The organism is Agromyces cucurbitae (assembly GCF_058349945.1).
This window is the reverse complement of the sequence record NZ_JBYRES010000005.1, coordinates 230,853-248,049: the sequence shown is the minus strand read 5'-3', so window position 1 is coordinate 248,049 and position 17,197 is coordinate 230,853. Positions and strand designations below refer to the sequence as shown.

18 protein-coding genes are annotated in these 17,197 nt (G+C 71.6%); 11 read left to right on the top strand and 7 right to left on the bottom strand.

Annotated elements, in window-relative coordinates; translation table 11 throughout:
- Positions 1-87 precede the first annotated feature (87 nt).
- Entirely contained in the window at positions 88-1,014 is a 927-nt protein-coding gene (locus AC3RJ6_RS18330) for a Ppx/GppA phosphatase family protein (RefSeq protein ID WP_491428568.1), read from the bottom strand.
- Between the two features lie 80 nt (positions 1,015-1,094).
- Here AC3RJ6_RS18330 and AC3RJ6_RS18325 point away from each other — a divergent pair, with 80 nt between their 5' ends.
- The 4 genes from AC3RJ6_RS18325 to AC3RJ6_RS18310 are packed head-to-tail and all read left to right on the top strand — an operon-like array spanning position 1,095 to position 5,621.
- The gene (locus tag AC3RJ6_RS18325) at positions 1,095-1,760 is read left to right on the top strand and encodes a TetR/AcrR family transcriptional regulator (protein WP_491428567.1); all 666 of its coding nucleotides are present in this window, start codon (positions 1,095-1,097) and stop codon (positions 1,758-1,760) included.
- Entirely contained in the window at positions 1,757-3,046 is a 1,290-nt protein-coding gene (locus AC3RJ6_RS18320; protein ID WP_491428566.1) for an MFS transporter, read from the top strand. Before AC3RJ6_RS18325 ends, AC3RJ6_RS18320 begins: the two co-directional genes overlap by 4 nt.
- 5 nt (positions 3,047-3,051) lie before the next feature.
- On the top strand, positions 3,052-4,296 hold the full coding sequence (locus tag AC3RJ6_RS18315) for an alanine racemase (RefSeq protein WP_491428660.1): 1,245 nt from the start codon (positions 3,052-3,054) through the stop codon (positions 4,294-4,296).
- On the top strand, positions 4,293-5,621 hold the full coding sequence (locus AC3RJ6_RS18310; protein WP_491428565.1) for a D-arabinono-1,4-lactone oxidase: 1,329 nt from the start codon (positions 4,293-4,295) through the stop codon (positions 5,619-5,621). The genes AC3RJ6_RS18315 and AC3RJ6_RS18310 overlap by 4 nt, the downstream gene beginning before the upstream one ends.
- An 86-nt stretch (positions 5,622-5,707) precedes the next feature.
- On the opposite strand, the gene AC3RJ6_RS18305 is transcribed toward AC3RJ6_RS18310, so the two are convergent.
- Positions 5,708-6,559, bottom strand: coding sequence for a S1 family peptidase (locus AC3RJ6_RS18305; protein ID WP_491428564.1), 852 nt, complete (start codon positions 6,557-6,559; stop codon positions 5,708-5,710).
- Positions 6,560-6,721: 162 nt separating this feature from the next.
- Positions 6,722-7,342, bottom strand: a complete 621-nt coding sequence (locus AC3RJ6_RS18300; protein WP_491428563.1) for a TetR/AcrR family transcriptional regulator — start codon at positions 7,340-7,342, stop codon at positions 6,722-6,724.
- Positions 7,343-7,474: 132 nt separating this feature from the next.
- Between AC3RJ6_RS18300 and AC3RJ6_RS18295 the strand changes: the two genes are divergently transcribed.
- Both AC3RJ6_RS18295 and AC3RJ6_RS18290 read left to right on the top strand, forming a co-directional pair.
- Positions 7,475-8,041: a LemA family protein gene (locus AC3RJ6_RS18295; protein WP_244853219.1), complete on the top strand. Its 567-nt coding sequence runs from the start codon at positions 7,475-7,477 to the stop codon at positions 8,039-8,041.
- A 9-nt stretch (positions 8,042-8,050) separates the two neighbouring features.
- Positions 8,051-8,923, top strand: coding sequence for a M48 family metalloprotease (locus tag AC3RJ6_RS18290; RefSeq protein WP_491428562.1), 873 nt, complete (start codon positions 8,051-8,053; stop codon positions 8,921-8,923).
- 34 nt (positions 8,924-8,957) lie between these two features.
- On the opposite strand, the gene AC3RJ6_RS18285 is transcribed toward AC3RJ6_RS18290, so the two are convergent.
- Positions 8,958-10,169 carry a winged helix-turn-helix domain-containing protein gene (locus tag AC3RJ6_RS18285; protein ID WP_491428561.1) on the bottom strand — a complete coding sequence of 404 codons (1,212 nt, stop codon included), beginning with the start codon at positions 10,167-10,169 and terminating at the stop codon, positions 8,958-8,960.
- A gap of 140 nt (positions 10,170-10,309) precedes the next feature.
- On the opposite strand from AC3RJ6_RS18285, the gene AC3RJ6_RS18280 reads away from it, so the two are divergent.
- Positions 10,310-11,566: an AI-2E family transporter gene (locus tag AC3RJ6_RS18280; protein WP_491428560.1), complete on the top strand. Its 1,257-nt coding sequence runs from the start codon at positions 10,310-10,312 to the stop codon at positions 11,564-11,566.
- Between the two features lie 5 nt (positions 11,567-11,571).
- The gene (gene ilvA, locus AC3RJ6_RS18275; protein WP_491428559.1) at positions 11,572-12,810 is read left to right on the top strand and encodes a threonine ammonia-lyase; all 1,239 of its coding nucleotides are present in this window, start codon (positions 11,572-11,574) and stop codon (positions 12,808-12,810) included.
- A gap of 75 nt (positions 12,811-12,885) precedes the next feature.
- On the opposite strand, the gene greA is transcribed toward ilvA, so the two are convergent.
- Positions 12,886-13,377 (bottom strand): transcription elongation factor GreA, encoded by a 492-nt coding sequence (gene greA / locus AC3RJ6_RS18270; RefSeq protein ID WP_491428558.1) that lies wholly within the window; start codon positions 13,375-13,377, stop codon positions 12,886-12,888.
- 115 nt (positions 13,378-13,492) lie between these two features.
- Positions 13,493-13,891 (bottom strand): DUF4307 domain-containing protein, encoded by a 399-nt coding sequence (locus tag AC3RJ6_RS18265; RefSeq protein ID WP_491428557.1) that lies wholly within the window; start codon positions 13,889-13,891, stop codon positions 13,493-13,495.
- An 87-nt stretch (positions 13,892-13,978) separates the two neighbouring features.
- On the opposite strand from AC3RJ6_RS18265, the gene AC3RJ6_RS18260 reads away from it, so the two are divergent.
- Positions 13,979-14,302 carry a hypothetical protein gene (locus tag AC3RJ6_RS18260; protein WP_491428556.1) on the top strand — a complete coding sequence of 108 codons (324 nt, stop codon included), beginning with the start codon at positions 13,979-13,981 and terminating at the stop codon, positions 14,300-14,302.
- A gap of 13 nt (positions 14,303-14,315) precedes the next feature.
- Here AC3RJ6_RS18260 and trhA read toward each other — a convergent pair whose 3' ends face one another.
- Positions 14,316-15,125, bottom strand: a complete 810-nt coding sequence (gene trhA / locus AC3RJ6_RS18255; RefSeq protein ID WP_491428555.1) for a PAQR family membrane homeostasis protein TrhA — start codon at positions 15,123-15,125, stop codon at positions 14,316-14,318.
- A 76-nt stretch (positions 15,126-15,201) separates the two neighbouring features.
- Between trhA and AC3RJ6_RS18250 the strand changes: the two genes are divergently transcribed.
- Positions 15,202-15,987 (top strand): isoprenyl transferase, encoded by a 786-nt coding sequence (locus AC3RJ6_RS18250; RefSeq protein WP_491428554.1) that lies wholly within the window; start codon positions 15,202-15,204, stop codon positions 15,985-15,987.
- Positions 15,988-16,066: 79 nt separating this feature from the next.
- Complete coding sequence (locus tag AC3RJ6_RS18245; protein WP_491428553.1) at positions 16,067-17,185, top strand: aminotransferase class V-fold PLP-dependent enzyme; 1,119 nt, start codon at positions 16,067-16,069, stop codon at positions 17,183-17,185.
- Positions 17,186-17,197: the final 12 nt, after the last annotated feature.

The following is a 17,197-nucleotide window of genomic DNA, read 5'->3' as shown; positions in this document are numbered from 1 at the left end:
GGGGTGCACGAACGCCGCCGTTCCGCGTTCGCGCCGGCGCCCACCGGTGCCGGCGCTCACTGGTGCCGGCTCTCACCGTGCCGGCGCTCACTCCATGAGGTCGAGGCGGCGCAGGATGAGCCCTTCGCGCAGCGCCCACGGCGACACATCCAGCTCGGACACGTCGAAGGCGCGCATCGCCTCGGACAGCACGACCGCACCGGCCACGATCTGGAACGTGCGGTCGGCCGTGATGCCGGGCAGCGCGGGGCGCGCGTCGGCGGGGATGCGGGCGAGCCGGGGGATCCAGTCGTCGAGGCCCTTGCGGCGCAGGATGCTGCGTTCGTCGGAGCCCACGCCGTCCTCCGTCCAGCCGGCGAGGCGGGCGAGCGAGCGGATCGTCTTCGACGACCCGACGACGTGGTCGGGCGAGGCGATCCCCGCGAAGTCGGCGACCGCGCCGGCGAGCACCGCGCGTGCGTGCTCGCGCAGCCGATCGACCTGCTCGCTCGAGGGCGGGTCGTCGGGCAGGAAGGCCACCGTCGAACGGCCGGCGCCGAGCGGCAGCGAACGTGCGACGTCGGGCACCTCGTCGCCGCCCTGCGCGATCTCGAGCGAGCCGCCGCCGATGTCGAAGAGCAGGATGCGGCCGGCCGACCAGCCGAACCAGCGGCGTACCGCGAGGAAGGTCAGTCGTGCCTCGTCGTCGCCGCTCAGCACAGAGAGCCGCACGCCGGTCTCGCGCTCCACGAGGTCGAGCACGTGCTCGCCGTTGGCCGCCTCGCGGATCGCCGACGTCGCGAACGCGAGCAGCTCGTCGATGCCGGCCTCGCGTGCGGCCTTCGCGGCGTCGCCGACCGAGGCGAGGATCGCGGCCACGCCCTCGCGGCTGATCGCCCCGTCGGGCTCGAGGTAGCGCATGAGGCGCAGCACCGACTTGTGCGAGGCTGTGGGAATCGGTCGCGCGCCCGGATGGGCGTCGACCACGAGCAGGTGCACGGTATTGGAACCGACGTCGAGAACCCCGAGGCGCATGATGCGAGCGTAGCGCCCCCGACGTGGCGATCACCGCCGCGATGCTGCATACTTATCCAACTGGGTCAAATGTCCCAGTCATGGTCGCCGCATCGCCGCGGGGCCGTGCACCCGCGAAGGAGCAGGAGGCCGTGATGACGCGGATGTCGGCGACCGATCGTCGGGCGGCCCTCACCGAGGCGGCGCTGCGCGTCGTCTCCCGCGAGGGGCTCGCGCAGGCCACCACGCGTGCCATCGTCGCCGAGGCCGGCATGAGCCTCGCGAGCTTCCACTACGCGTTCGAATCGCGCGACGAGCTCATCGACGAGCTCATCGGCGTCGTCGTCGCACGCGAGCGCAAGGCGATCGCGGTCGACGAGCTCGCCGCGGCCGCCGAGCAGGGTGCGAGCCTCCGCGACCTGCTCGAGGCTGGTATGCTGCGCTACTTCGAGCACCTTCGCGCCGACCCCGAGCACGAGCAGGCGATGCTCGAGCTCACCCAGTACGCGCTGCGTTCGCCCGAACGGCACCCACTCGCCGTCGCCCAGTACGCGCGCTACGTCGAACTGCTCGTCGAGGCCCTCGAGGCCGCCGCCGAGCTCACGCACTCGACCTGGCGCCTGCCCGTCGCCGAGGTCGCCCGCGTGCTCGTCGCCTTCAGCGACGGGCTCACCATCACCTGGCTCGTCGACCGCGATGACGCGGCCGCGGCCCGCGTCGCGGCGGCGGCTGCCGACGCCGTCTCGAGAATGGCAGACCCCCGATGACCCGAACCGACCCCGCCCTCCCGTCGAACGGCGAACCCCTGACCGCGCCCGCCGCCTATGCGGAGCCGACCCGGCGCGTCGGCGGCGGCTGGATCGCCGCGTTCGCGACGGTGTGGCTCGGCATCTGGATGGCGCAGCTCACCCCCGTGCAGCTCCTGCTGCCCGCCCAGATCGACGCACAGCTGCAGCCCGAGCACTGGGTCGACTCGGTCGTCGCCTTCGGCACCATCTCGGGCATCGCCGCGGTCGCGACGATCATCGCCTACCCGCTGACCGGAGCGCTCTCCGACCGCACCACGAGCCGGTTCGGCCGTCGTCGCCCGTGGATCCTCATCGGTGCGCTCGTCTTCGCGATCTCGCTCGTGCTGCTTGGCGTGCAGACGCAGATGTGGGCGATCGGTGCGGCCTGGGTGGCGGCATCCATCGGCTTCTGCATCATGACGGCCGCGCTCACCGCGACGATCTCCGACCAGGTGCCCGTGAACCAGCGCGGCTTCGTGTCGGGCTGGATGTCGGCGCCGCAGGCGGTGGGCATCATCGTCGGACTCATCCTCGTGACCGAGCTCGTCACCGACGCCGCGCTGGGCTACGTGCTGCTCGCGGTGCTGCTCGTCGTGCTCGCCGTGCCCTTCCTCACGCGGCACGACGAACCGCTCGCGCCGGCCCTGCGCACGCCGATGACACTACGCACGATCATCGCGGGCTTCTGGATCAGCCCCCGCAAGCACCCCGACTTCGGCTGGACGCTGCTCAGCCGTGTGCTCGTCTCGACCGGCAACGCGCTCGGCACGAGCCTGCTGCTGTACTTCCTGATGTTCCAGCTGAACGACGAGCACGCCGAGGACGACCTCATCGTGCTGACGCTCGTCTACATGGTGTTCGTGATCCTCGCCTCGCTCGTCGGCGGCAAGCTCTCCGACAAGCTCGGGCGCCGCAAGCAGTTCGTCTTCGTCGCGTCGGCCCTGCAGGGGCTCGCGGCGCTGCTCCTCGCCCTGTTCCCCGACCTCACGGTCGCGATGGTCGCCGCCGGCATGCTCGGCCTCGGCTACGGCTGCTTCCTCTCGGTCGACCAGGCGCTCGCGACGCAGGTGCTGCCCGACGCGGCGAGCCGCGGCAAAGACCTGGGCATCATGAACATCGCCTCGGCCGTTCCGCAGGCCGTCGCCCCGATGATCGGCGCGGCCGCGGTCGTCGTCTCGGGCTCGTTCATGCTCGTCTTCCTGCTCGGGGCCGCCCTCTCGACGGCGGGCGCCTTCGCGGTGGCCCGCGTTCGGAGCGTGCGCTGATGACGATGCTCGACCTGCGCAAGACCGGCACCCCCGTCGCGGATGCCGCGACCTGGCGCCGCCCGGCCGACCACTGGCCCCGGCTGACGGAGGCGACGCGTCACCTCGATGCACCTGTCGGCGCCCTGCACCTCGGCGCCTTGCGTCACAACGCGCTCGACATGCTGCGGCGCGCGAACGGCACCCCGATCCGCGTCGCGTCCAAGTCGATCCGCGTGCGCAGCGTCATCGAGGGGCTGCTCGCGATGCCCGGCTACCGAGGAGTGCTCGCCTACACGCTCGCCGAGGCGCTCTGGCTCGCCGACACGGTCGACGACGTGGTCGTCGGGTATCCGACCGCCGAGCGCGGCAGCATCCGGCGGCTCGCGACCGACCCCGACTTCGCCGCCAGGGTCACCCTCATGGTCGACTCGCCCGCCCAGCTCGACCTCGTCGACGCGGTGCTGCCGCCCGCGAAGCGCGAGGCCGTCCGCGTCTGCCTCGAGCTCGACGCCTCGTGGGACGCACCCGTGCTCGGCCACCTCGGCGTGCGCCGCTCGCCCGTGCACGAGCCGGCCGACGCCCGCGCGCTCGCCGCGTACATCGTGAAGCGGCCGGGGTTCGAGCTCGTCGGCATGATGTCGTACGAGGCGCAGATCGCGGGCGTCGTGAACCGCCCCGAGGGGCGACCCGTCGACGGTGCGGTCAATCGCTGGATGCAGTCGCGCTCGATGCCCGAACTGCTCGAGCGACGTGCCCGCGCCGTGGCCGCGGTGCGCGAGGTCGCCGACCTCGAGTTCGTCAACGGCGGCGGCACGGGCTCGCTCGAGCGCACCTCGGCCGACCCGTCGGTGACCGAGATCGCCGCGGGCTCGGGCCTCTTCGGCGGGCACCTGTTCGACGGGTACGAGCACTTCACGCCGGCGCCGGCTGCCGCCTTCGCACTCGACGTCGTCCGTCGTCCGAGCGCGAACCACGCGACGATCCTCGGCGGCGGCTGGGTCGCCTCCGGCCCGCCCGCCGCCGACCGACTGCCGCGCATCGTCTGGCCCGAGGGGCTCGTGATGGAACCCCGCGAGATGGCGGGCGAGGTGCAGACCCCGGTCTCGGGTCGCGCTGCGCGTCGGCTCGGCGTCGGCGATCGGGTGTGGTTCCGCCACACGAAGTCGGGTGAGCTCGCCGAGCACCTCAACGAGTTCGCCGTCGTCGACGGCAACGAGACCGTGCAGATGATCCCGACGTATCGGGGAGAAGGGATGGCGTTCCTGTGACCGCGACCGGAGCAACATGGCGCAATTGGGGCCGGACGGAGTCGGTGCGGCCGCTGCGCGTCGAGCGACCCGACTCGCCCGAGGCCGTGCAGCGCGCCGTGCAGGCCGCGTCGGCGTCGGGCCTGCGCATCAAGCCGGTCGGCTCGGGGCACAGCTTCACGGGCATCGCCGTGGCCCCCGGGGTGCAGCTCGACCTGGCCGACCTCGCGGGCGTCATCGACGCCGACGTCGCGACCGGCAGGGTGACCCTCCGTGCGGGCACGAAGCTGCACACCCTGCCCGGGCTCCTCGCACCCTACGGCCTCGCGCTCGCGAACATGGGCGACATCGACAAGCAGTCGATCGCCGGCGCCACCTCGACGGGCACGCACGGCACCGGCCTCGGGTTCGGCGGGCTCGCGACGCAGATCGTCGCGGCGAAGCTCGTGACGGGCACGGGGGAGCTCATCGCGGTGAGCGAGACCGAGCGCCCCGAGCTGCTGCCGGCGGTGCGCCTCGGCCTCGGCGCGCTCGGCGTGCTCGTCGAGGTGACGCTGCAGCTCGTGCCGCGGTACGTGCTGCACGCCGTCGAGCGGCCCGAGCCGCTCGCCGATGTGCTCGACGGGTGGGAGGAGCGGGTGCGCGGCGCCGACCACTTCGAGTTCTACTGGCACCCGCACACCGAGGTCGCGATGACCAAGACCAACACCCGGCTGCCGGGCGACGCTCCGCGCAAGCCGCTCGGCCGGGTCTCGCGGTGGCTCGACGACGAACTGCTCGCGAACGGCGTGTTCCGCGGGGTATGCGCGCTCGGCACGGCCGCACCCGGGGTCATCCCGTTCTTCGCGCGCCAGGTCGAGCGCCTGCAGGGCGGACGCGACTTCGCGGACTTCTCGCCGAACGTGTTCGTCACGAACCGCACGGTGCGCTTCCGCGAGATGGAGTACGCGATCCCGCTCGCGGAGGTGCCCGAGGCACTGCGCGAGGTGCGCGCACTCATCGAGCGCAAGGGCTGGCGCATCAGCTTCCCGGTCGAGGTGCGCGCTGCCGCAGCCGACGAGAACTGGCTCTCGACGGCCCACGGGCGCGAGTCGGGCTACATCGCCGTGCACCGGTACTTCCGCGAGGACCAGCGCGAGTACTTCGCCGCGGTCGAGGAGATCATGCGCGCCCACGCCGGGCGCCCGCACTGGGGCAAGATGCACACGCAGACGGCCGAGACCCTGCGCGACGTGTACCCGCGGTTCGACGACTTCCTCGCGGTGCGCGACGAGCTCGACCCCGAGCGTCGCTTCGCGAACCCGTACCTCGAGCGCGTGCTCGACGGGGTGCGCGTCCCCGCCTGAGTGGTCGGCCCGGCCGCACGACGGAACGACGAACGGGCGGATGCCGCGGCATCCGCCCGTTCGCGACGTGCTTCGCGGCTTCGCGCCTAGAGACCGAACTCCGCGAGCCACTCGTCGACGACGGGGATCTCGACGCGCTGGTAGCCGCCGAGGTAGCGGCAGTTCGAGGTGTAGCCGTAGCTCGTCACTGCGACGAGCTCGCCGTCGAGGAAGACGGGGCCGCCGGAGTCGCCGAAGCAGGTGCCGCCCGTGCCCCACGGGTCCTTCTCGTTGCCGTTCGTCTGCAGGATCTGCGGCGTGAGCTTCTGGCCCGGCATCTCGACGTAGCGACGCAGGATCGGGTAGCTCTCGGGCTCGGGCTTCATGTTGTCGCCCTCCTGCCGCACCTCCGTGCCGTAGCCGACCGCCGTGAACAGCGTCTTCGACAGCGACTTCTGGGCGATGCCGTCGAGCGTGCCGGTCGCCGCGATCTCGGGGTAGCCGTCGCCGTGCGACGCGACCGGCTCGTCGAGCACGATCACGCCGACGTCGTTCCAGTTCTTCAGGTCGGTGAAGTCGGAGTACTGCGGGTGCGTGTACGCGGTGCCCGAGAGGTACCCCGCGTCGGCGAGCTCCTCGGCCGTGTACCCGGCCTCGGGGTCCTCGGCCGTCGGCAGGAAGCTCGGCGGGGCGTCGTCGAGGAACGTGTCGAACGTGACGAGGGTCTTGCCGAGGGTGCCGAGCGTGCAGTGCGCGGCCGTGATGACGACGGTCGGCGACACGAGCGTCGCGCTGCAGCGGAAGCGGCCGGTGCCGTCGTAGAACGCGATCAGCCCGACGTCGGGGTGGAGCTCGGCGTCGGCGGTGCCGCCGGTGGACGCCTGGGCGGGGGCGGCACCGACTGCGAGGCCGCAGACGGTGGCGAGGGCCGCGAGGGCCGCGAACATCTTCTTGCGCATCTCTCTCTTCCGGTCGAGGGACAGTGCCACGATCATGCCCTCCGGTCGTGGCCGTTGTCGAGCAACGCGCACGAAAGTGGAGTGCGGCGCAGGAAATCCGCGTGGGACGCGAGGCATCCGCGACCGGCAGGCGTGCCGGGCCGACGCCTCAGGCCCGAGCGCTCAGGACCCCGGCGGACGACCGGTCAGATGCCATTGCACGGCCGGCCCGACGCGCGCGACCAGTTCATCGGTCGGCAGCGAGGCCAGCGGCTCGAACTCGAGCACGTAGCGCACCATGATGACGCCGACGAGCTGCGAGGCGGCGAGCTCGGCTCGGAGTTCGGCGTCGGGCGCGTCCTCGAGGTGCTCGGCGATGCGATGCATGATCTCGCGCCGGAGGAACTCGCGGAGCATCCGCGAGACAGGCCCCTGGCCGATGGCCGAGCGGAGCGCAGCGACCGCCGCCGGGCGCACCTTCGCCGAGTCCCAGGCGGTGATCACGGCGCGGACGAGGCGGTCGCCGAGGTCGTCGAGGGGGCCCTCGAGCGCGGTCTGCACGAGGCGATCGGGCTGCAGCGGCACCTCCACGACCTCGGTGACGAGCTGCTGCTTGTCGTCGAAGTAGTGGTGCACGAGCGCGGGGTCGACCCCCGCCCGACGGGCGATCGCGCGCATCGACGCCGCCTCGTAGCCGCGCTCGCCGAACTCCTCGGTCGCCGCGGCGAGGATGCGCGCCCTCGTGTCGCCCGGCTTCGCGCCCTTCGGGCGCCCGGGGCGACGTCGGGTCGTGCGCTCGCTCACGTTCCTGAGCCTAGCCCCGGAGGCACCCCGAGGGATCCTCCGAGTCTCATGGGAAGCACGTTTCGCGCCGGGCACGATCGGTAGGATTGTTGCAGCCCCAGATCTCTGCCGAACGCGCTAGGAGTCCGTGCCATGGAATGGCTGATCCCCGTCATCATCGTCGTCGCGCTCGTGGTGATCATCGGCATCTACCTCTGGGCCACGTACAACTCCCTCGTCACCCTCAACGTGCGCGTCGACGAGGCGTGGAGCGACATCACGGTGCAGCTGAAGCGCCGTGCCGACCTGATCCCGAACCTCATCGAGGCTGTCAAGGGCTACGCGGCGCACGAGAAGTCCGTGTTCGAATCGGTGACCCAGGCCCGCGCAGAGACCCTGCAGGCGCAGGGGCCGGCCGAGGCGGGCGTGGCCGAGAACCACATGCAGCAGGCGCTGAAGTCGATCTTCGCGGTCGCCGAGGCCTACCCGCAGCTCCAGGCGAGCCAGAACTTCCTGCAGCTGCAGGCCGAGCTCGTCGACACCGAAGACAAGATCCAGGCCTCGCGCCGGTTCTACAACGGCGGCGTGCGCGAGCTCAACACGAAGATCAAGGTGTTCCCGAACACGCTCTTCGTGCGCGGACTCGGCTTCCACGAGCGCGACTTCTTCGAGGTCACCGAGGCCGCGTCGATCGCCGAGCCTCCGCGCGTCCAGTTCTAAGGGTCGGCCTTGTATCGCGCGATCGCCAAGAACAAGCGCAACACCGTCTTCATCATCCTGTTCTTCCTCGCCATCATCGGCGGGCTCGGGTGGCTGGCCGCGGTCATCTACCAGGACCCCACGATCGTCGTGGTGACGGTCGTCGTGGCGACGGGCTACGCGCTCATCCAGTACTTCACCGCCGATCGGCAGGCGCTCTCGATGTCGGGGGCGGTCGAGATCACGTCGAAGGCCGACCACCCGCGCCTCTGGCGCACGGTGGAGAACCTGTCGATCACGACCGGCACTCCCATGCCCCGCGTGTTCGTGATCTCCGACCCGGCCCCGAACGCCTTCGCGACCGGGCGCGACCCGCAGCACGCGGTCGTCGCGGCGACCACCGGGCTCCTCGAGATCATGGACGACGCCGAGCTCGAGGGCGTCATGGCGCACGAGCTCGGCCACGTGCGCAACTACGACATCCGGCTGTCGATGATCGTCTTCGGCCTCGTCGTCGCCGTCGGCTTCATCTCCGACATGTTCGTCCGCATGGCGTTCTTCGGCCGCAACAACAACTCGAACCCGATCGTCATGGTCGCAGGGCTCGTGGCGATGCTCATCGCCCCGCTCGTGGCGAGCCTCGTGCAACTGGCCGTCTCACGCCAGCGCGAATACCTGGCGGATGCCACGGGCGCGATGACCACCCGGCACCCCGACGCGCTCGCCCGCGCGCTCGAGAAGCTCGAGGCCTACGGCCGGCCGATGCAGCGGCAGAACTCGTCGATGGCCCACCTCTGGATCGCCGATCCGCTCAAGCCGGGCCTCATGAGCCGGCTGTTCGCGACGCACCCGCCGATCCCCGATCGCGTGAAGCGTCTCGAGGAGATGGGCGGCAGCTTCTAGCAGCGGCGCAGTATCGGGCGCTGACGCGGAGCCGCTACGCCGCGGCCGAGAGCTCGGCGGCCAGGGCGGGGGAGAGGTCGCCGCGACCGGTGACGACGACCTCGCCGAGTCCCTGCCAGGAGGCCGCGCGGTGCAGCACCGGCACGAGCCTCGCCGCGGTCTCGTCGGGCGCACCCGGCTCGGCCCACGCCGACTGGACGCGAAGCACCCCCGCCTTGCGATCGCTCTTGAGGTCGACGCGGCCGACCACCCGATCGTCGAGCAGCACCGGCAGCGAGTAATAGCCGAACTGCCGGTCGGCCTCGGGCGTGTAGATCTCGATGCGGTAGTGGAAGTCGAAGAGCCGCTCGGTGCGGGGCCGGAACCAGACGACCGGGTCGAACGGCGACAGCAGCGCCGCCGCCTCGATGCGACGCGGCCGTCGCGCGTCGCGATGCAGCCAGGCGGGCGTCGCCCGGGAGCCCGTGCGCCAGCCCGGCACCTCGACCGGCACGAGCACGCCCTGCGCCTCGAGCTCGGCGACCGCCTGCCGGACCGGCGCCCGCTTCATGCGCCAGTAGTCGGCGAGGTCGGCCTCGGTCGCGATGCCGTATGCCGCGGCCGCGCGCTCGACGAGGGCGCGGACGGCCTCGTCGACCGGCGGCGCCGAGTCGAGCAGCTCGGCGGGCAGGGCCTGCTCGGGCAGCGCGTAGACCCGCTCGAACCGCTGTCGGTCGACGCAGACCACGTCGCCCGTGCGGAACATCATCTCGAGCGTGCGCTTGACGTCGGACCAGCCCCACCAGGGGCCGCGCCGCACGTTCGCGTCGTGCTCGATCTCGCTCGCCCGAAGCGGGCCCTTCTCGGCGAGCTCGGCGCGCAGCCAGTTGGCGAGCCCGTGCTCGTCGGCGACCCACCCGCCCCAGTCGCTGCCCGCCCGGCGGTACTCGTCGCGGCGGAACTCGAAGAGGGGCCAGAGCTCGCGGGGGATGTACGCCGCCTGGTGCGCCCAGTACTCGACCATGCGCCCCCGCCGACCCGACGTGATGCGGTCGAGCAGGCCGCGGTCGTAGTCGCCGACCCGGCTGAACGCGGGCAGGTAGTGGCTGCGCTCGAACACGTTGACCGAGTCGATCTGGAGCAGGCCCAGTCGATCGACCACTCCGCCGAGCGCGCGGGTACCCGCGGCGTCGGGCACGGGGCGGGCGAACCCCTGCGCGGCGAGCGCGATGCGGCGGGCGAGGGCGGGACTGACGACGTCGACCATGATGCGTCCGACGCTAGCGTCAACCGCCGACATTCCGCGCGGCATCCGTTCGCGGCATCGGCCCGGCGCGGCTGACCGCGGCCGCCGAGGGATGTCGGCGACATGCTCGTTCGCGCATACGGCGTGCCTAGACTGGACGAATGGCGGACTCGGGCGGGGCGGAACGAGCCGGGCGGCGCGCCCGACGGTGGTTCGGGTTCGGCGGTGCGGCGAAGCCGGCGCCGAAGCCGACGCAGGGGGCGGGAGCCGCGACGGCGCCGCGCGACGCCGACGCGAGCGTGCCGTACGGCATGCGGGTCGCGGGGGCCTGGTCGTGGCGGCTGCTGCTCGTCGGCGGCGTGCTCGCGGTGGTCGTCTTCCTCGTCATCCAACTGCGGCTCATCGTCATCCCGCTGCTCGTCGCCGTGCTGCTGAGCGCGTTGCTCGTGCCGTTCTCGGGCTTCCTGCAACGCCGTCGCTGGCCGAAGTGGCTCGCGGTCGCCGTCGCCATGCTCTCGGCGCTGGCGGTCGTCGGGGGCCTGCTCACGCTCGGCATCTGGCAGATCGCGCGCGGCGCCGGCGAGCTCGGCGCCCAGTCGCTCGTCGCCTGGGACGAGTTCCGCGCCTGGCTGCTCGACGGCCCCCTGCACCTCACCGAGGCGCAGCTCAACGACTGGATGGCGCAGGCGGTCGAGACCGTGCAGGAGGACATGAGCGTCATCTGGAGCGGTGCGCTCTCGGTGGGCACGACGGTGGGGCACTTCCTCGCCGGCATGCTGCTCGCCCTCTTCGCGACCCTCTTCATGCTCATCGACGGCCGCGGCATCTGGAACTGGCTCGTCGGCATCTTCCCCCGACGCGCCCGGGCGGCGGTCGACGGCGCCGGCCAGGCCGGGTGGGAGACCCTGCAGAACTTCGTGAAGGTGCAGATCCTGGTCGCGACGATCGACGCGATCGGCATCGGCCTCGGTGCGTGGTTCCTCGGGCTGCCGCTCGCGGTACCGATCGCGATCCTCGTCTTCCTCGGGTCGTTCATCCCGATCGTCGGCGCGGTCGTCACGGGAGCGCTCGCCGTGTTCGTCGCCCTCGTCTACAACGGGCTGTGGCCCGCCCTCATCATGCTCGGCATCGTGCTGCTCGTGCAGCAGGTCGAGGGGCACGTGCTGCAGCCGCTCATCATGGGCACGGCGGTCAAGGTGCACCCGCTCGGCGTCGTCGTCGCGGTCGCGACCGGCTCGTTGCTCGCCGGCATCCCCGGCGCCCTGTTCGCCGTGCCGTTCGCCGCCGTCGTCAACGTCATGATCCTGTACGTCTCGAGCGGCGACTGGAAGGACGACGCTCCACCCTCCACCGTCGCCGTGCGCTCGCCGCTGTGGCGCACGGTGCCGCAGCGACCCGGCTTCCAGCGAGGAGAATGAACGAGTTGAACCACACGATCGCCGGCCCCGCGCTCGCCGACTTCGAAGCCGCCCGGGCCGTCGTCGCCCGCGTCGCGCGCACGACGCCCATGGAGTCCTCCCGCTACCTCGAGCGCGTGCTCGGGGCGCCCGTGCGGCTCAAGTGCGAGAACCTGCAGCGCACCGGCTCGTACAAGCTGCGCGGGGCCTACCACCGCATGTCGTCGCTCACCGACGACGAGCGGGCGCGCGGCGTCGTCGCCGCGTCGGCCGGCAACCACGCCCAGGGCGTCGCGTTCGCCGCGCGCGAGCTCGGCATCAGGGCCACGATCTTCATGCCCGTGGGCGTCGCACTGCCGAAGCTCGAGGCCACGAAGGCCTACGGCGCCGACGTCGTGCTCGCGGGCGCCTCGGTCGGCGAGACGCTCGAGGCGGCCGCCGCGTTCGCGGCCGAGACGGGCGCCGTCGTGATCCCGCCGTTCGACCACGTCGACGTCGTCACGGGCCAGGGCACCCTCGGGCTCGAGATCCTCGACCAGGCGCCCGACGCCGCCACGATCGTCGTGCCGATCGGCGGCGGCGGCCTCGCCGCGGGCATCGCGAGCGCCGCGAAGCAGCGGGCCGCCGCAGAGGGCCGTACGATCCGCGTCATCGGCGTGCAGTCCGAGAACGCCGCCCCCTACGTCGCGTCGCTCGCGGCCGGCTCGCCGCAGAGCGTGCCGGTCGTGCCCACGATCGCCGACGGCATCGCCGTCTACCGGCCGGGCGAGCTCAACTTCGCGATCATCCAGGACGCGGTCGACGAGGTCGTGACCGTCACCGAGGACGACATCGCGCGAGCCCTGCTCGTGCTGCTCGAGCGCGCGAAGCTCGTCGTCGAGCCCGCGGGCGCCGTCGCGGTCGCCGCGATCATGAAGGGCGCCGTGCCGAGCGACGGACCGGTCGTCGCGGTGCTCTCGGGCGGCAACATCGACCCGCTGCTCATGCAGCGCGTCATCGCGCACGGCCTCGCCGCCTCCGGCCGCTACCTGACGGTGCGCGTGGGGCTGCCCGATCGCCCCGGCCAGCTCGTGCGGGTCGCCGAACTGCTCGCGGGCGCGCACGCCAACGTCGTCGAGGTGCTGCACACGCGCCACGGGCGCGGCATGCAGATCTCCGAGGTCGAGATCGACATCTCGGTCGAGACCCGCGGCCCCGAGCACCGGGCCGAGGTCGTCGAGGTGCTGCGCCGGGCCGGGTACGAGCCCGTCGTGCTCGACGACTGAACGGGCGCGTCGCGGATATGCGAAGAGCGGATGCCCCGAGGCATCCGCTCTTCGCGTTCGATCAGGCGGGCAGGCCTACTGGCCGCCCCACGTGTCGACGCTCGTGATCTCGACGGCGATCTCGCGACCGTTCGGCGCGGTGTAGCTCGTCTTCTCGCCGACCTTGAGGCCGAGGATCGCGGCGCCGAGCGGCGACTGCTCGCTCCACACGTCGAGCTCGGAGTCGCCGGCGATCTCGCGGCTGCCGATGAGGAAGGTCTCCTCGTCGCCCGCGATCACCGCGGTGATGACGGTGCCCGACTCGACGATGCCCTTCGACGCGGGCGCCTCGCCGACCTCGGCGGTCTTCAGCAGCTCGGTGAGCTGGCGGATGCGGGCCTCGATCTTGCCCTGCTCGTCCTTCGCGGCGTGGTAGCCGCCGTTCTCCTTGAGGTCGCCCTCTTCGCGCGCGGCCTCGATGCGCTTCGCGATCTCCTCGCGACCGGTCGTCGAGAGCTCGGCGAGCTCGCCGGCGAGGCGGTCGTAGGCGTCCTGGGTGAGCCAGGTGACAGTGGCGTCCTGCGCCATGATGCACACTCCTGTGTCGGGATACCCGGTGCGGTCGCCATCGCGGGCAGGGAGCCCGCGAGACCGCGCCGGATAGACGTGTCGCCCCGACATGGGTCGGGGCGAATGACCTATGTTAGGTGAGCCAGCAGCGGTAAATCAAACCCGTGTTCGCCTCCTGTGCGGTGCGTACGGTCTCGGTGAGCGCGCGGATGTGCTCGGTCGAGGGCGGCACGATGATCGTCTTCCAGCCGACGATCGCGAAGTCGGCGTTGAGCGCCTGCACGATGCACGCCGTCTCGTTGCCGGGCGGCACCGAGAGATTCCAGCTCACCTCGACGGCGCGCTCCTCGTTGATGAGCCGGTGCCCCGTGTCGGTCACCTCGACCTGCGGCTTCTGGCCGTCGAGGCCGGCCCACACGACCCAGGCCACGAGCACCACGGCGACGGCGACGGCACCGGCGATGAGCAGCAGCCGATCACGCGAGCGGTTGCGGCGCGTGCGGCCGTAGCGCTCGTCGAGGGAGGTGGTCACGGGGCTCCTTCGGAGGTGGATCGACTAGGCTGCTTCAAGCCTAAACCCGCCTCCTGAGGGCGGGATCCATCCCCGAAAGGCCGCCCGATGCTCGTCGACTCCCTCCGTTCCGTGCTGTCCTCGGCGACGCTGATCCTCGCCGACGGCAAGGAGGAGTTCGACCCCGACACGGTCACCCCCGGCGTGTGGGGCTTCGTCGTCACGTTCCTCGTGATGGTGGCCGTCGTGCTGCTCGTCCTCGACATGGTCCGCCGCATCCGCCGCACCAACTACCGCGCCCAGGTGCGCGCGCAGATCGAGGCCGAGAACGAGGCGGCCGCGCGCGATGCGGAGCTCTCCTCGTTCGACCAGGGCGACGGGCCGGATGCATCGGGCGAGGCGCCCGACGACGACCGGCGACCCTCGAACTGAGCCGGATCGCCCGTCAGCCGACGTGGTAGACGGGCGCCATCGCGATGAGCAGCGTCGCGGTCCAGTGGCACATGAACGCGAGCACGGTGCACACGTGGAAGATCTCGTGGAATCCGAAGACCCCGGGCCACGGGTTGGGCTTCTTGATGCCGTAGACGACCGCGCCGATCGTGTAGAGCACGCCGCCGACGCACACGAGCACCATCATCGCGACGTTCGCGTTCACGAGGTCGACGATGTACATGATCGCCGCCCAGCCGAGCAGCAGGTAGATCGGCACGTAGAGCCAGCGCGGCGCCGTGATCCAGAACACGCGGAAGCCGATGCCGACGAGCGCCCCGCCCCAGACGACCGCGAGCAGCACCCACCCCTTGTCGGGCGGCAGCGCGAGGATCGCGAGCGGCGTGTAGGTGCCCGCGATGAGCAGGAAGATGTTCGCGTGGTCGATGCGCTTGAGCACGACCTTCGTCTTCGGCTTCCAGTTGAACCGGTGATAGAGCGCCGAGTTGCCGAACAGCAGCATCGACGTGAGCATGAAGACCGCCGACGCCCACTTCGCCGGGGCGCCCTGGGCGAGGCAGATGAGCACGATGCCGGCCGCGATCGTCACGGGGAACGTGCCGGCGTGGATCCAGCCCCGCCACTTCGGCTTCACCTCGACCGCGGTGTCGTGGCTGAGCGCGTCGTCGAGCAGCGGGATGTTCGGCAGGTCGGGGCCGTGCTCGTCGCGCGAGACCGCGAGGTCGTCGGGGTCGGCGGGGGCAACGGGGCGCGACATCTCCTCGACGAGGTCGGCGGGTTCGTTGCGGCGCTCAGGGCTCATGGTGAAAGCGTAGGGCCTCGCCCATCACGGTCGGCTGTGAGTTCGAACGCGGAGGCCGAGGGGGTAGCGTAGTGCCGTGCAGACGAGCGATCAGCCCCTCGGTCGCGGGATCCTCTACCGGCTCTACCAGAACCGGCTCCGTCGCGGACTCGACCCCGCCGGCCTTCCCCGACACGTCGCGATGATCATCGACGGCAACCGCCGGTGGGCGAAGCAGCTCGGCTACCGGACGGCGGCCGACGGCCACCGCGCCGGCGCCGCGAAGATGCGCGAGTTCCTCGAATGGTGCGACGATCTCGGCGTCAAGGTCGTGACCCTCTACCTGCTCTCGAGCGACAACCTCGGCAACCGGCCGAGCGACGAGCTCTCCGATCTCTTCGAGATCATCGCCGACCTCGCCGAGGAGCTCAGCCACTACCGCGACTGGCGGGTGCAGCACGTCGGCAGCGACACGGGCCTGCCCGAGCCGCTCGTCGCCGCGCTCGACGCCGCCGAGCACCGCACGGCCGACAAGCGGGGCCTCCACGTCAACCTCGCGGTCGGCTACGGCGGCCGCAAGGAGATCACCGACGCGATGCGCTCGATCGTCGCCGCGCACCACGCCGAGGGGCGCAGCCTCGAAGACCTCGCCGAGCGGCTGACGCCCGACCTCATCGGCGAGCACCTGTACACGGGCGGCCAGCCCGACCCCGACCTCGTGATCCGCACCTCGGGCGAGCAGCGGCTGAGCGACTTCATGCTCTGGCAGTCGGCGCACTCGGAGTTCTACTTCGTCGAGGCGCTCGGTCCCGACCTGCGCAAGGTCGACTTCCTCCGCGCGCTCCGCGACTACGCGAAGCGACACCGCCGTTTCGGCGGTTGACCACCCGTTCTCGCGGCACCTCGCTGCGAGGCATCCACCCGTTCTGTCAAGATGTTCGACGGAGAAGGGGGCACGCAACGTGACCATCGACGATTTCACCGCCGGCTTCACCGAGGAGCCCGGCTACCTCGACTACGGCCGGGTCGGGCCGCTCTCGACCGCCGCCGCCGAGGAGACGCTGGCGTTCACCCAGGTGCTCCAGCGCGCGCGCCACGGCAGCCTCGACGCGTTCGGCGAGCAGAACCTGCGGCTGCGCGAGTCCGCCGCGGCGCTCACGGGCTTCTCCGCCGACCAGATCGTGTTCGAGCCGAACACCACGACGGGTCTTATGCACGCCATGTTCGGGCTCACCGGCGGGGTCCTGCTGTCGCAGGAGGAGTTCCCGAGCCTGCCGATCGCGGCCGTGCGGGCGCAGGAGGCGCTGCACACGGTGCAGCCCGTCTGGCTCGAGACCGACCACGGCAAGGTGACGCCGGGCCAGATCCGCGAGCAGCTCGAGCAGGGCGTCGTCGCCGTCGCGGTGAGCCTCGTCGACTCGCGCACCGGATACCTCTGCGACATCGAGGGCATCCGCCAGGTGATCGGCGACCGGCTGCTCATCGTCGACGCCATCCAGGGCTTCGGCGTCGTCGACGCCCCGTGGCAGGTCGCCGACGTCGTCGTCACCGGCGGCCAGAAGTGGTGCCGCGCGGGCTGGGGCACCGGCATCATGGCGCTCTCCGACCGCGCGCTCGAACGACTCACGCCCGTCTTCTCGGGCTTCAGCGCGACCGAGGAGGCGGAGCCGTGGGGCCACGTGCCGCCGCCGGCGCCCGACGCCCGCGCGTACCGCGTCTCGAACCCCGACCCGCTCGCGCAGGCCCGCCTCGCCGCGGCCTTCGAGGAGATCGCCGGCGCCACGGTGCCCGCGATCAACGCGGCCGTCGCCGACCGGGTGAGCCGCGTGATCGAGCTCGCCGACGAGTACGCCATCCCCGTCTCGTCGTCGCGCGACGAGCAGGAGCGGGCCGGCATCGTCGTGCTCGAGCCGCCCGCCGATCAGGTGACCGTGCTCACCGCGTCGCTGCACAACCACGGCGTGACCGCGACCACGCGGCTCGGCACGGTGCGGTTGTCGATCCACGCGGCGACGAGCGACGAGACGCTCGAGATGCTGCGGGCGGCGTTCGTGTCGTACTCGACGGCCGCCTCGTACTGAGCGCTGCGGATG